The organism is Vibrio sp. 10N.222.52.B7, assembly GCF_041474275.1.
Taxonomy (GTDB): Bacteria; Pseudomonadota; Gammaproteobacteria; order Enterobacterales; family Vibrionaceae; genus Vibrio; species Vibrio crassostreae_C.
Genome location: NZ_JBFRTU010000079.1, coordinates 22,671 through 36,327, shown reverse-complemented (window position 1 = coordinate 36,327; position 13,657 = coordinate 22,671). Strand labels below are relative to the sequence as shown.

At 45.6% G+C, this 13,657-nt stretch carries 13 protein-coding genes and 1 riboswitch; of the genes, 10 read left to right on the top strand and 3 right to left on the bottom strand.

Annotated features, from left to right (window positions below; all coding sequences use genetic code 11):
* Nucleotides 1-180: 180 nt before the first annotated feature.
* The 8 genes from AB4512_RS18720 to thiH all read left to right on the top strand — a co-directional run bounded on the left by AB4512_RS18720 (nt 181) and on the right by thiH (nt 8,445).
* The gene (locus AB4512_RS18720) at nt 181-1,563 is read left to right on the top strand and encodes a multicopper oxidase family protein (protein ID WP_372124074.1); all 1,383 of its coding nucleotides are present in this window, start codon (nt 181-183) and stop codon (nt 1,561-1,563) included.
* A gap of 100 nt (nt 1,564-1,663) precedes the next feature.
* On the top strand, nt 1,664-2,047 hold the full coding sequence (gene crcB, locus AB4512_RS18715) for a fluoride efflux transporter CrcB (protein ID WP_004736665.1): 384 nt from the start codon (nt 1,664-1,666) through the stop codon (nt 2,045-2,047).
* Nucleotides 2,048-2,109: 62 nt separating this feature from the next.
* Nucleotides 2,110-2,208, top strand: a riboswitch (TPP riboswitch).
* A 130-nt stretch (nt 2,209-2,338) separates the two neighbouring features.
* Entirely contained in the window at nt 2,339-4,288 is a 1,950-nt protein-coding gene (thiC, locus tag AB4512_RS18710; protein WP_050635154.1) for a phosphomethylpyrimidine synthase ThiC, read from the top strand.
* On the top strand, nt 4,288-5,580 hold the full coding sequence (locus AB4512_RS18705; protein WP_017061314.1) for a thiamine phosphate synthase: 1,293 nt from the start codon (nt 4,288-4,290) through the stop codon (nt 5,578-5,580). Before thiC ends, AB4512_RS18705 begins: the two co-directional genes overlap by 1 nt.
* Nucleotides 5,570-6,352: a HesA/MoeB/ThiF family protein gene (locus AB4512_RS18700; RefSeq protein WP_017062994.1), complete on the top strand. Its 783-nt coding sequence runs from the start codon at nt 5,570-5,572 to the stop codon at nt 6,350-6,352. Before AB4512_RS18705 ends, AB4512_RS18700 begins: the two co-directional genes overlap by 11 nt.
* Nucleotides 6,349-6,558 (top strand): sulfur carrier protein ThiS, encoded by a 210-nt coding sequence (gene thiS, locus AB4512_RS18695; protein WP_017061316.1) that lies wholly within the window; start codon nt 6,349-6,351, stop codon nt 6,556-6,558. The genes AB4512_RS18700 and thiS overlap by 4 nt, the downstream gene beginning before the upstream one ends.
* Nucleotides 6,559-6,560: 2 nt before the next feature.
* Nucleotides 6,561-7,325, top strand: a complete 765-nt coding sequence (locus AB4512_RS18690; RefSeq protein WP_065584384.1) for a thiazole synthase — start codon at nt 6,561-6,563, stop codon at nt 7,323-7,325.
* A gap of 7 nt (nt 7,326-7,332) precedes the next feature.
* Complete coding sequence (thiH, locus tag AB4512_RS18685; RefSeq protein ID WP_017061318.1) at nt 7,333-8,445, top strand: 2-iminoacetate synthase ThiH; 1,113 nt, start codon at nt 7,333-7,335, stop codon at nt 8,443-8,445.
* A gap of 114 nt (nt 8,446-8,559) precedes the next feature.
* Here thiH and AB4512_RS18680 read toward each other — a convergent pair whose 3' ends face one another.
* Nucleotides 8,560-10,350, bottom strand: coding sequence for an aminopeptidase P family protein (locus AB4512_RS18680; protein ID WP_102393433.1), 1,791 nt, complete (start codon nt 10,348-10,350; stop codon nt 8,560-8,562).
* Between the two features lie 122 nt (nt 10,351-10,472).
* On the bottom strand, nt 10,473-11,414 hold the full coding sequence (locus AB4512_RS18675; RefSeq protein WP_017061320.1) for a LysR substrate-binding domain-containing protein: 942 nt from the start codon (nt 11,412-11,414) through the stop codon (nt 10,473-10,475).
* 101 nt (nt 11,415-11,515) lie between these two features.
* Here AB4512_RS18675 and AB4512_RS18670 point away from each other — a divergent pair, with 101 nt between their 5' ends.
* Both AB4512_RS18670 and AB4512_RS18665 read left to right on the top strand, forming a co-directional pair.
* Nucleotides 11,516-12,715 carry a multidrug effflux MFS transporter gene (locus AB4512_RS18670; protein ID WP_372175330.1) on the top strand — a complete coding sequence of 400 codons (1,200 nt, stop codon included), beginning with the start codon at nt 11,516-11,518 and terminating at the stop codon, nt 12,713-12,715.
* A 102-nt stretch (nt 12,716-12,817) separates the two neighbouring features.
* Nucleotides 12,818-13,099 carry a hypothetical protein gene (locus AB4512_RS18665; RefSeq protein WP_009848181.1) on the top strand — a complete coding sequence of 94 codons (282 nt, stop codon included), beginning with the start codon at nt 12,818-12,820 and terminating at the stop codon, nt 13,097-13,099.
* A gap of 99 nt (nt 13,100-13,198) precedes the next feature.
* On the opposite strand, the gene AB4512_RS18660 is transcribed toward AB4512_RS18665, so the two are convergent.
* Nucleotides 13,199-13,657: a DoxX family protein gene (locus tag AB4512_RS18660; protein ID WP_372175329.1), complete on the bottom strand. Its 459-nt coding sequence runs from the start codon at nt 13,655-13,657 to the stop codon at nt 13,199-13,201.

The following is a 13,657-nucleotide window of genomic DNA, read 5'->3' as shown; positions in this document are numbered from 1 at the left end:
TACTTTAATTGGTATTAGTCGGTAATTCCTGCTTTTAATAAAACCTGGCCTTAAAAGTGTAAGTGCTTACTTATCCCAGTCTCTTTTATAAACAACCAACAGCACAAACTACGCTTCTTTATGAGAACTGTTCTCAATATTTTGTTAAATTTTAGTCGTTATTACTAAAAGGCAACAAATATGGATATCTCCCGTCGTAAGTTTATTCAATCATCTCTCGCTATATCTGCACTCACTGTACTGCCCGCTTGCTCAATGAAACGGTCGGTTGATGAACAAGGAAAGTATGTTTATGACTTAACGGCAGAGCCTTCAACCGCTGAACTCGTGACGGGGTTTGAGACTGATATTCTAGGCTTTAATGGTCAGATTCCAGCACCAACGATTCGATGTCGACAAGGTGAAAAGGTAACGATCCGTTTTACCAACAAGCTATCAGAACCGACAACTATTCATTGGCATGGTTTAAGGATTCCTATCGAAATGGATGGGGTTCCCTTCTTGAGCCAACCACTGATCATGCCAGGTGAAACATTCATTTATGAATTTACGCCACCAGATGCTGGCACGTTTTGGTATCACCCACATATGAACAGCGTTAAGCAGCTTGGTATGGGCTTGGTTGGTCTAATTATCGTAGACGAGAGCATTCCAGTGCAGTTTGATGAAGAGCACGCACTGATGCTTAAACATTGGCATATAGATAAGAAAGGCCAATGGAAAGATCTAATGATCCCACGACTCAGTGCTCGTATGGGTACGCCAGGAGAGTGGAGTAGCGTTAATGGAATACATGAGCCTGTCTATCAGTTAAAACAACATGCAACGACTAGGCTACGTATCGCTAATGTCGATAATACGATCACTTATCCTATTGCTGTCGAAGGGGCTGAGGCATGGGTGATTGCCATTGATGGTAACCCTGTAAAAACGCCTTATAAACTGACTCAACATAAAATTGGCCCAGGGATGCGAGTGGATATTGGATTGGTAGCACCCAAAGCAGGTGGGCGAGTGAGCGTCCTTCAAATGAAAGGACGCTTTCCTTTCTCTTTGTGTGAGTTCGAGGTTGTAAATTCAATCCTTGTTGAGAATCGCTCTCTACCTTCTTTACCTCTCAATCCTGTGCCCAACTTAGATTTGGCTAATGCAGAAGAAATCGACTTTTTATTTGAATGGGAAGGGGCGGTTTCTCCAGTATCCAAAGATGGAAAATCTATACCTAAGTTTTGGCTAACTAATAAACGAGCATGGGAGGGGATGAGCAAAGATAATATCCCTGAACCGTTGGCGACTTTAGAATTGGGTAAAACCTATATATTCGATCTTAAGAACGTCACTCAATATCATCATCCGATCCATATTCACGGACATACCTTTACAGTACTCGAACTTGATGGGAAGAAAGTTGCAGAACCTTTCCATACCGATACTGTGTTACTTGGAAAGAATGGTCGAGCGAAAGCCGCATTTGTTGCCGACAACCCTGGGCGCTGGATGTACCACTGTCATGTTATCGAACACATGAAAACGGGTTTGATGGGATATATTGAAGTTAAGTGACACCTGTAACGTTTAATATTTGAGCGTGCATTCTTAGTTTCTACCCTCGCTTTTATCGGCGTTAAAGCTAGAATATAGGGATTATTGTTTGGGAGGATTCATGGGTCAGTTATCTATTTTAGGTTTTATCGCCATCGGTGGCGCGTTTGGTGCTTGTTCACGTTACTTGATTTCAGAGTTATGCGTCGTGATGTTAGGGCGTGGTTTTCCTTACGGTACGCTGACTGTTAACGTGATTGGCTCTTTGATTATGGGGTTGCTCATCGCCGCGTTTGAAAATGAGATGGTTGCGACGGAGCCGTGGAGACAAATTATCGGTCTTGGTTTCCTTGGAGCCCTGACGACATTTTCTACGTTTTCGATGGATAACGTGCTTCTTATGCAGCAGGGCGCGTTCTTCAAGATGGGACTCAATGTACTGCTCAATGTGGTTCTTAGTATTTCAGCCGCATGGATCGGCTTCCAACTTTTGATAAAGTCATAAAACTTTCTTACGATTTGTTAACAACTCGGCTTGGTTTATCCAAGCCGTTTTTATATACTCGATCGTACTTGTCGGAGTGCCATATGGCTGAGACCGTTAACTCGGGATCCGTTGAACCTGATCAGGCTAATACCTGCGAAGGGAACAAGAGTAGATGTCTAACTAGAATCCTTCTAGAGATCTATCTCCAGATCACAACTGCATTTTCTTGCTGTGATCCCTCTTGTAGCATCTTATCCGTCAAGCATTTTTATCCCTATAAATAATGGCTAAAAGCCAAGGAAAAATGCTATGTCGAGTCGTAAACAAGCAAGACTGGAAGCGAAGAATTTCATTGATTCTTTATCCGTACAACCTTATCCAAATTCAAAAAAAGCTTATATCCAAGGATCTCGCGAGGACATTCAAGTCCCTGTACGAGAAATATCACTAGCAGATAGCCTTGTTGGTGGTACCAAAAAAGAGCCTGTATTCGAACCTAATGCACCAATTCATGTATACGACACTTCTGGTGTTTATACTGACCCTACGCACGAAATTGACCTTTACAGTGGCCTTCCTAAGTTACGAGAGCAATGGATTGAAGAGCGTGGTGATACAGAACTATTAGACGATGTAAGTTCTGTTTATACCAAAGAGCGTTTAGAAGATGAAACTCTAGACGACCTTCGTTACGGTAATCTGCCTAGAATTCGTCGCGCGACTGGCGATCAATGTGTTACTCAGTTGCACTATGCTCGTCAGGGAATTATCACTCCTGAGATGGAGTACATTGCGATACGTGAGAACATGGGACGTCAGAAATTTGCTGATGAGCAGCTAAACCACCAACACCCTGGCCATAATTTTGGCGCAAACCTGCCGAAAGAAATCACCCCTGAGTTCGTGCGTAAAGAAGTCGCTGAAGGCCGAGCTATCATTCCGTCGAACATTAACCATCCTGAATCCGAGCCTATGATTATTGGCCGAAACTTCTTAGTGAAAGTGAACGCCAATATCGGTAACTCTTCTGTAAGCTCTTCGATTGAAGAAGAAGTTGAGAAGCTAGTATGGTCGACTCGCTGGGGCGGCGATACCGTAATGGATCTTTCTACTGGCCGTAATATCCACGAGACTCGTGAATGGATCCTACGTAATAGCCCAGTGCCGATTGGTACGGTTCCTATGTATCAGGCGCTTGAGAAAGTGAATGGCGTAGCCGAAGACCTTAACTGGGAAGTGATGCGCGATACTTTGATTGAACAAGCGGAGCAGGGCGTTGATTACTTCACTATCCATGCTGGTTTGCTTCTTCGTTATGTTCCTATGACGGCTAAGCGTGTGACAGGTATTGTTTCTCGTGGTGGCTCTATTATCGCGAAATGGTGTCTTGCACATCACCAAGAAAGCTTCCTATACACACACTTCCGCGAGATCTGTGAGATCTGTGCGAAGTACGATGTGGCTTTGTCACTAGGTGACGGCCTACGTCCTGGCTCTATTGCAGATGCCAATGATGAGGCTCAGTTCTCGGAGTTACGTACTCTAGGTGAGTTAACTAAAGTGGCTTGGGAATACGATGTTCAGGTGATCATTGAAGGTCCTGGACATGTACCTATGCATCTTATTAAAGAGAACATGGATGAGCAGTTAGAGCACTGCCATGAAGCGCCTTTCTATACGTTAGGCCCGCTGACCACTGATATTGCACCGGGTTATGACCACATTACCTCTGGTATTGGCGCGGCGATGATTGGTTGGTACGGCTGTGCGATGCTTTGTTATGTAACACCTAAAGAGCATTTGGGCTTACCAAATAAAGAAGATGTGAAGACTGGCTTGATTACTTACAAGCTGGCAGCACATGCAGCAGACTTGGCAAAAGGGCATCCGGGCGCACAAATCCGAGATAATGCATTATCTAAAGCTCGTTTTGAATTCCGTTGGGAAGACCAATTTAATCTAGCTTTAGATCCAGAAACAGCCCGTTCTTTCCACGATGAAACCCTGCCACAAGAATCGGGCAAGGTTGCTCACTTCTGCTCTATGTGTGGACCTAAATTCTGTTCAATGAAGATCTCTCAAGAAGTTCGAGAGTACGCGAAAGACACTGAACAAGTGGCTGCTGATCAGGCTATCGAGATTAAGATGCTTGATAATCCGTTGGAAGGGATGCGTCAGAAATCACAAGAGTTCCGTGATACTGGCTCTGAACTTTATCACCCAGCAGTAGGCGCAAAAGAAGCTCAATTAGAGGAATAATGACAGTGAAGATTCTTATCCCATCTCAAAATATTGAGCTAACGGGAGAGGTGCAAAGCTGTCTATTGGTTGCTAAGCGACAAGGCTTGGCAACCGATGCAGTTGAGTTGGGTGTAAGCCCAACTCAATGCTTCTCTATCGTTGATGCTCAGCAAGCGTTATCTATTGGTTTTGCTCATGATGTTGATTCATTGGCGGAGTGTCGCTCAAGTGAGCTTGATCATATCGTTTATTACAGTCATTCAGTGGCGCTAGCTGGTGTCCGCGATGCCTTGGCACAAACTCCGAATACCATCTATATCGGTGTCTTAGATGACTCAGCTGCATTGGATATCTGGTCACAGCTAGATTCTAATCGTGCTATCAAGAGTGAAACTCCAGCTCATCAGGAGTTAGATAGTCGTGGCCACTTTGCTTGGTTACTTACTTTGTTGGCGTTGGAATTCCCATTAGAAGATGCACTGGTTTTAGCTCGCGCAGCATCTAGTGTTTCACGTGGAACATGGCCAGCAAACTATCAAAACTTTCCTATTCCCGTTCTCGAAGATGAGCGACTGGATATTAGTGTTGGTTGGGCGCACCAAGGAACATCACTGTCGTTCCCGGAATTGAGTAAGAGTAGCCTAGGACTATACCCAGTGGTTGATGATGTTGAGTGGATCGAAAGGCTGCTCAAGCTTGGAATTAACACAGTTCAACTGCGTATTAAGAACCCACAGCAAGCAGATTTAGAACAACAAATCGCGCGATCTATCGAACTCGGTAGAGAGCACAACGCTCAGGTTTTTATCAATGACTATTGGCAATTGGCACTTAAGCATGATGCTTTTGGTGTTCATTTGGGGCAAGAGGACATCGAAGAATCCAACCTATCTCAACTGAGCCAAGCTGGTATTAAGATCGGTCTATCGACTCATGGTTATTACGAGTTGCTACGCATTGTGCAAATCAACCCAAGCTATATTGCGCTGGGGCATATATTCCCAACCACCACTAAGCAGATGCCATCGAAGCCTCAAGGACTTGTGCGTTTATCTCTCTATCAGCAGCTGATTGATACTATCCCATACACAGAAGAACTCACCGGTTATCCGACAGTTGCGATTGGTGGAATTGACCAGTCGACGGCCGCACAGGTGTGGAGTTGTGGGGTATCGAGCCTTGCTGTTGTACGTGCGATTACGTTAGCCGAAGACCCAAAACAAGTGATTGAGTTCTTCGAAGCATTAATGGCTGACCGTTCTTCAGGTGCTGCTAAAGAGGTAACTCAGGAGCTAAGTCATGCTGAATGATTTCGAATTCATTCGTTATCAACGACAACTCGCACTTCCTGAAGTGGGTGAGCAAGGGCAACGCAATCTATTAGATAGCCATGTATTGGTCATCGGTTGTGGTGGCTTAGGCAATGCTGCGGCTCTCTATCTTGCGGCTTCCGGTATCGGGAAAATCGTATTAGTTGATGATGATTGTGTGGATTCGTCTAACCTTCAACGACAAGTTGCGTTCAAGGAAAGCCAGTTAGGTTCGCCTAAGGTCGAAGCTCTGAAGCAAAAACTGACTGAGCTTAATGGTCGAAACCAAGTGAGAACCATCAATAGGCGAATGACTCAGAGCCAGCTTGAGCTTGAGGTGATGCTCGCTGATTTGGTGTTGGATTGTACTGACAACTTTGAGTCACGTCAGCAGGTTAACCAAGCATGTTTTGGTAGCAAGACACCTTTGGTTTCTGGTTCTGCGATCGGATGGAAAGGTCAGTTTATTGTCTTTGATTATCAGATGCAGAAAGGGTGCTATCACTGTTTGTTCCCGTTCAGTCATCATCCACAAACGACACGTTGTAGCGATAGCGGCATCATCGGCCCAGTTGTTGGCACCATAGGCAACCTCCAAGCACTGGCAGCGATTCAACGTATTAGCACTGGCGAGTTCCAGGTTGCAACACATCAGCTCAAACTGTTTGATGGTCAGACGATGAACTGGCAAAACTTAAGTGTCACTCAAGATAGTGAATGCCCCGTTTGCTGCACATCTACAGTTAACTATTTAGAAGAAGAAACCCAATGAGCAACATAACGATCTCTATCAATGAGCAACCAGAACAGGTTGCACAATCGTCGTCTCTAGCGGATATCATCCAAGCGCTTTCACTACCCGATCTGGGTTGTGTCTTTGCTATCAATAATGCGGTTGTCCCGCGTAGTCAGTGGCAACAAAGGGTCGTCAATGAAGGCGATGCTATTTCTCTTTTCCAAGCTATTGCAGGAGGCTAACTATGTTAACTATCGCAGATAAAACATTTCAATCACGACTCTTTACTGGAACGGGCAAGTTCGCGAATAAACATTTAATGGCGAGTGCTATCGAAGCTTCCGGTTCTCAACTGGCAACCATGGCGTTGAAGAGAGTTGATATTCGCTCTGAGCAAGATGATATTTTACAGCCCATCATTGATGCTGGCGTGAACTTGTTACCAAATACCTCCGGGGCGAAGAACGCGAAGGATGCCATCTTTGCTGCGCATTTGGCTCGCGAAGCGCTAGGCACAAACTGGCTCAAACTGGAAATTCACCCTGATCCAAAGTACTTGATGCCAGACCCAATTGAGACATTAAAAGCGGCTGAGCAAATGGTTAAAGATGGCTTTGTTGTGTTGCCTTACTGTCATGCTGACCCAGTGTTGTGTAAACGATTGGAAGAGGTGGGTTGTGCTGCGGTTATGCCGCTAGGTGCGCCGATTGGGTCGAACAAAGGTATCGCTTCGGCAGACTTCTTAGAGATCATTATCGACCAAGCGAACGTCCCTGTGATTGTTGACGCTGGTATTGGTGCGCCATCTCATGCTACTCGTGCAATGGAAATGGGCGCGGATGCCGTGTTAGTTAATACTGCAATTGCGGCTTCTCAACAACCCGTTGATATGGCGATTGCTTTTAAACTGGCAGTTGAAGCTGGCCGTATGGCTTACCTTTCTGGTCTTGCTGGACAGGTGTCTCATGCGGTTGCTTCTAGTCCGCTAACTTCATTCCTAGACGAGTAGTGTCCTTATGACGTTTGTTGATCGATTTAAACAGCTCAACTGGGATGACATTGGTATGTCCATCTTCAGTAAAACGGCAGCGGATGTTGAGCGCGCTCTGAGTAAACCTAAACGCGACTTGGAAGACTTTAAGGCTCTTATCTCTCCGGCAGCAGAACCTTACTTAGAGCAGATGGCGCAACAATCGTTGGCACTCACACGCAAGCGATTCGGCAATACAATGTCGTTGTATATTCCATTGTACCTCTCAAACTTATGTGCGAATGCGTGCACGTATTGTGGTTTCTCAATGGAGAACCGCATTAAGCGTCGCACACTTACTTTAGATGAAATCGATGCTGAAAGTGCCGCTATCAAAAAGATGAAGTTTGATAGTGTATTGTTGGTGACTGGTGAACATGAAACCAAGGTCGGGATGAAGTACTTCCGTGAAGTGCTACCGAATATTAAGGCACAATTTAACTATCTTGCGATGGAAGTGCAGCCGCTTGATCAAGATGACTACGCAGAGCTTAAAACTCTCGGCTTAGATGCGGTGATGGTTTACCAAGAAACGTATAGCCCAAGTACCTACGCGGAACACCACTTGCGTGGCAATAAAATGGATTTTGAATACCGGCTCGAAACGCCCGATCGTTTGGCAAAAGCGGGTATTGATAAGATAGGTATTGGCGCTTTGATTGGCTTGGAAGATTGGCGTACCGACTGTTTCTTCGTGGCCGCTCACTTAGACTATCTTGAGCGTACTTATTGGCAAACACGTTACTCGATTTCATTCCCACGTCTTCGTCCGTGTGAGGGTGGTTTGCAGCCTAAATCGATTATGAGTGATAAACAGTTGGTTCAACTTATCTGTGCGTATCGTTTATTAAACCCTGAGGTTGAATTGTCTCTCTCGACTCGTGAGTCTGCAGCTTTCCGTGACAATGTGTTGCCATTGGGAATCACCAGTATGTCGGCTGCGTCTAAAACCCAGCCTGGTGGTTATGCTTCTGATGAAGAAGAACTCGAGCAATTTGAAATAAGTGATGAGCGAAGTGCTGCCGATGTTGAGTCAATGATTCGTCAACGTGGTTTTGATCCTGTGTGGAGAGACTGGCACAGTGCTTACTCTGGTTAGCGAACACGCAGATTTATGTTCCACGTGAAACATCGACGAAGTTAAATCGACAAATAAAAACGGCTACCCTAAGGTGGCCGTTTTTCATTTCATTAAGTTTGAATTAGCTAAGCATTAAGCATGAGCAAGTGGAGTGGTTGATTGGCGTAACCATTCCAATGTATCACCTTCAACTAATGGGCTAACATCGTTCCATACTTTCTGGTGGTAATCATTAAGCCATGCAAGTTCAGGTCGTGTCAGTAAATCGACGTTGATGTTGCGCTTATCGATAGGGCAACGTGTTAGCGACTCAAACGTTAGTACTGAGAAGTCACCTTGAGTTGGCAGCTCAACCACCAGTTCTAGGTTTTCGATACGGATACCAAATTCATCTGCACGGTAGTAACCCGGCTCGTTTGATAACACCATGCCTTCAACAAGAGGTACATCGATTAGCTTCTTAGAGATGCTTTGCGGACCTTCATGAACACTTAGGAAATGACCAACACCGTGACCAGTACCGTGGTCGTAGTCGAAGCCTTCTGCCCATAAGTGTTGGCGAGCTAGAATATCAAGTTGGAAACCACGAGTACCCTGTGGGAAACGTGCACGCGCGATACCGATGTGACCTTTAAGCGCTAACGTGAACTGCTGGATCATTTCGTCGCTTGGCTGGCCAATCGCGATAGTTCGAGTGATGTCGGTTGTACCATCTAGGTACTGACCGCCTGAATCGACTAGGTAAAGAGTATTCATCTCTAACTGACCTGGTTCAGGTTGGTTCTCGTGGTTGTAGTGACACATTGCTGCGTTGCCGCCTGCTGCTGAAATCGTGTCAAAACTTAGGTCCATCAGCGTTGGGTCTTGTTCGCGGAATGATTGAACTTTGTCTGCTAGCACAGCTTCATTGTGCAGATTACCTTGCGTGACTTCTGCATCAATCCAAGATAGGAACTTCGCCATCGCAACACCATCACGAATGTGACACGCTTTCATGCCGGCAATTTCAGTTTCATTCTTTGCTGCTTTTGGCATTAGGCATGGGTCTGCTGCTTCAATGATATGAGCACCAGAGTTTTGTAGAACCAGCGTGTACCAAGCGTTACTGGTACCTGAATCGACAGATACATTTTTGCCTTCCAAAGATTGAAGGCGTGCTTCAAGCTCTGATGGGTGAGATACGCGAATACCATTGCCAACGTGTGCTTCAAAGCCCGTAGGAATACGAGCTGGGTCTAGGAAGAAGTCGACGCTTTCATCGGCGTGGATGATCGCATTGGATAACACAACAGGTAGGCGAGATACGTCCAAGCCGCGAATGTTAAGCAACCAACAGATCGAATCGAGTTCCGTAAGGATAGCGGCATCAGCACCTTTGGCTTTTAGTAAGCCAGCAATCTCCGCACGTTTGCTTTCACTTGATTGGCCTACTGCGTCTGTTGCCATTAAGCGAACATCAGATACCACCGGCTCAGGACGATCAGACCAAAGCTCATCAATTGGATTCGAAGATAGTGTTGTTAGTTCAACTTTCTCTGCCAGTTTAGCTTGAGCGCCTTTCAACCAAGCAGCAGTGTGCATGCGTGGGTCGAATGCAACCTTGCTGCCTTGTGCTAGAGAACTGGTGATCCAATCTAAAGCCGGCTCTTCAATAAGGTGGCGATACTCAAATAACTCTGCTGGTACCTGCTTACGAACCTGAACCGTGTAGCGACCATCAACAAAAATAGCAGCGTTCTCACGAGTGATAACTGCCGCACCAGCAGAGCCAGTGAAACCTGTTAACCAGTGAAGTCGCTCGTTATGAGCAGGAACGTATTCACCTAGATATTCGTCTTCATGTGGAATGATAACGGCATCTAGGTTGTTTGTTTCAAGCCAAGCTCGAACCGCAGCAACGCGTTCAGCAGTGATATTGTGCATCTGTGTTTATCCTTATTGTTAGGGTCCTTGTTAACACTCACAGTCGATATACATGCGAGGGGACTTATTAGGTCAATAAGCTAGCGCTTTTGTTCGTTTGCTGCAAACGCTGTACGCCATTTTTATCTAAGGTGCAGAGTTTTTTCTTTGATGATATCTCGTAGCCAAGTTAACGCTGGGTCATTTTCTCTGTCACGGTGCCAAAACAGAGTGTATGCCATCGGTGGGAATTCCATCGGTAAAGGGACAACCACTAAGTCGAGTTGCTTGGCGACGAGGTAAGTAAAGTGGCTTGGTGCAGTAAACACAAAGTCGGTGTAGGTACATAGGCTTGCGGCGCTATTGAAGTCTGGAACAGAAATAGCGATATCACGTTGGTGACCAAGGTCGGCAAGCTTATAGTCGAGTAACCAACGATCGTTACCATCACATCTTACTTGTACATGACGCTGTGCAAGGTAGGTTTCCAGATCCCATTTGCCATTCAGAGCGGGGTGGTTGCGTCTTAGCACACACATCTGCGCGTCACGGTAGATCTCTTGCTCGCAAATATCATCTGGCGGCAGCATAGTTAAACGTGCGTCGTTGATGTCGATGTCTTTACCTGTGAGTCCGATATCGAGCTCACCGAGCTGCAGCTTCTTAAAGGTTTGCTCCGTCCAAGCGTGGGTGTTGATATTCACCTTAGGGGCTTGTCGAAATATCGCTGGTAAAAAGTGGGGAAGAATAAGTGGGTAAACGCTCTCAACAGCCGCAATGTGAAAACTGTGGTCACTGTTGTTGGGAATGAAGGTCTCTGGTTGGGTGAGCACATCAAGTTGGTTGATCAGCGTTTCTAATCGAGGTTTGAGAAAGACCGCCTTTGGTGTTGGTCGCAGACCATGAGCACTTCGCGTGAAAAGGGGATCATTAAATTGCTCACGAAGTTTGGCCAATGACTTACTAACCGCTGACTGGCTTAGGCACAATCGGTGGGCGGTGCGAGTCACACTTAGCTCTTCCATCAGCACCTGCAAGCAAACTAATAGATTGAGGTCGAGGCGCGATAGTTTCTCAATATTCATATGAGTTTCCCATTTGGAATAATGCTAATGAGTATATGCCATTTTTGTTCATATCTTTAGTTGGTTATTATGCACCTAAATTAACTCATTCGGAGAATCTTGTGCCTTCTAACGCGCTTCCAACCCCTAGTAAACTGCAGGTTGCTTTATTGGCAATGTTGGTTTTATTTAGCCCTCTGGCTATTGATATCTACCTACCAGCTCTGCCACAAATTTCGACAGCGTTTCACGTGGAACATGCACTAGCACAAGATACGATTACCTGGTTTTTATTCGCCATGGGTGTCGGGCAATTATTTGCTGGCCCTTTGGCTGATAAGCTAGGACGTCGAACCGTTGCATTGGGAGGTGTTAGTATCTATGCATTGAGTGCTTGCTTGGCGTGGGCAGCTCAATCGATTGATATGATGCTAATGGCTCGGCTGCTACAAGGCTTAGGAGCTTGTGCGACTTCTGTAGCAGCCTTTGCAACGGTTCGCGATCTATTTGGCCCAGAGAAGAGTGGCCGTATGATCAGCTACCTTAATGGTGCAATCTGTTTTATTCCTGCTTTGGCACCCATTCTTGGCGCTTGGTTAACACATCAATTTGGTTGGCGCTCGAACTTTAGCTTTATGGCAGGCTTTGCTGTCGTTGTTGGCACTATCTTATTCTTCCAAATGAAAGAGTCTAACCCTGCGACAGAAAAGGTTGCGGTATTCAAGCTTGAGCGATACTGGTCAGTATTGAAAACACCATCATTCCTTTTCCACGCAACCTTGTGTCTGATGGCGATGGCGGTTATCCTCGCTTATGTAACCTCTGCACCAGTTGTGTTGATGGAAAACCTAGGCCTGACCATGAAAGAGTTTACTTTCTGGTTTGGTGTTAATGCGGCCATCAACATTGCAGCTGCGTTTACTGCACCTAAATTTATGGACCGTTTTGGTACCTATAAAGCACTGGTGGTTGGTATCTCGACGCTGTGCTTAGCGGGTGTGATTATGTTGGTGCTTGCTGAGCACGCTACTCCAATCGCGTTCATGCTACCGATCTTCTTATCGTCAGTTGGCTTTGCTTGGATTCTTGGTGCTGCGGCAGGTAAAGCTCTAGAACCTTTCGGTGACCGTGCGGGTACAGCTGCTGCGCTGCTTGGCTTGTTCCAAATGAGCGGTTCAGGGCTTCTTGTGGGTACCATGCAACGTCTTGATTTAACGTCGCAAGTGATGATTGCTCTGCAAATGTTCCTGATTGTTCCTGCGTTATTAGTGCTTGCGAGCAAAGCGGGTAAGTCTTGGCACACGACGTTTGCTAAGGCATAAGTTACAAGGGTGACAAAATATACAAATGGCGGTTTTCGAAACGTTAAAACATGGTATATTTGTCACTCATTGAAACGTTAGTCCCCAACGGAAAATACTGTAATGTCATTAACAACCTACGAAATGGCGCGCGTCTTAGAACAAATGGAAGATGCACCTGAAAAGGTCATGTTTGGTAAACTGCTTAAAGAGCTAGGCAACCAAAGTGAAGAGCGTATTCGCAGTGCGGCAAAACAAGTTCCAATCGATACTTTGCGAGATATCATTTACCAATTTCAGCGTGTGGTAGAGTCTCGTAAGGGTGAGCAGGTTCAGCTATTGGCAAAAGAACTTGCAGAGCAAGGCATCTCTGCTGAAGAGCTACAAGCTTTTCTAAATAAGTAAGCTTATCCCAGTTAAAAAAGAAACCACTCAATTGAGTGGTTTCTTGCGTTTGGGCTGTAGCATTTAGCTTTAGCAGTTCAAAAGAGGTGAAAACTTATTTTAATTCCTGAACTGCGCTTTCAAAATTCGATCAAGTGAGAATGGCCCGGCGCCCCACACGACAATGATAAGAATCATTAACCCCCAAAGCTGATGATCGTAGAAGCCTTGATCCCACAATACAGGGTAAGACACGACAGCAATGATATTGAAAACGAACAACACCGCAGCCATAGGTCGTGTTAATAAACCGAGCGCTAAAAACATCGGTAGAATTAACTCAGCGGCAGTGCCCATGTAAGCAGCCAATTCCCAAGGTAGCAGTGGCACTTGGTATTCCAATTCAAACAAGTAAAGCGTGCTATCCCAAGTAGCTATCTTGGTGAGTCCAGAATTAAAGAATACCCACGCCACCCAAAGGCGACAAAATAGTAGAAGCACTGGAACAAAAAGTGCCTGTGATTTCTCAATCAAACTGTCGTATTGAGCCATCATGTTCGTGACTGTGTTGTTATCCAT

What these genes read in the sequence shown, in the direction of transcription:
- crcB (WP_004736665.1), top strand. Translation starts at nt 1,664, where the DNA reads ATGGGTCAGTTATCTATTTTAGGTTTTATCGCCATCGGTGGCGCGTTT.
- thiH (WP_017061318.1), top strand. Translation starts at nt 7,333, where the DNA reads ATGACGTTTGTTGATCGATTTAAACAGCTCAACTGGGATGACATTGGT.
- AB4512_RS18680 (WP_102393433.1), bottom strand. Translation starts at nt 10,350, where the DNA reads ATGCACAATATCACTGCTGAACGCGTTGCTGCGGTTCGAGCTTGGCTT.
- AB4512_RS18705 (WP_017061314.1), top strand. Translation starts at nt 4,288, where the DNA reads ATGACAGTGAAGATTCTTATCCCATCTCAAAATATTGAGCTAACGGGA.
- thiS (WP_017061316.1), top strand. Translation starts at nt 6,349, where the DNA reads ATGAGCAACATAACGATCTCTATCAATGAGCAACCAGAACAGGTTGCA.
- AB4512_RS18720 (WP_372124074.1), top strand. Translation starts at nt 181, where the DNA reads ATGGATATCTCCCGTCGTAAGTTTATTCAATCATCTCTCGCTATATCT.
- AB4512_RS18690 (WP_065584384.1), top strand. Translation starts at nt 6,561, where the DNA reads ATGTTAACTATCGCAGATAAAACATTTCAATCACGACTCTTTACTGGA.
- AB4512_RS18675 (WP_017061320.1), bottom strand. Translation starts at nt 11,414, where the DNA reads ATGAATATTGAGAAACTATCGCGCCTCGACCTCAATCTATTAGTTTGC.
- AB4512_RS18700 (WP_017062994.1), top strand. Translation starts at nt 5,570, where the DNA reads ATGCTGAATGATTTCGAATTCATTCGTTATCAACGACAACTCGCACTT.
- AB4512_RS18660 (WP_372175329.1), bottom strand. Translation starts at nt 13,657, where the DNA reads ATGGATAACAACACAGTCACGAACATGATGGCTCAATACGACAGTTTG.
- AB4512_RS18665 (WP_009848181.1), top strand. Translation starts at nt 12,818, where the DNA reads ATGTCATTAACAACCTACGAAATGGCGCGCGTCTTAGAACAAATGGAA.
- thiC (WP_050635154.1), top strand. Translation starts at nt 2,339, where the DNA reads ATGTCGAGTCGTAAACAAGCAAGACTGGAAGCGAAGAATTTCATTGAT.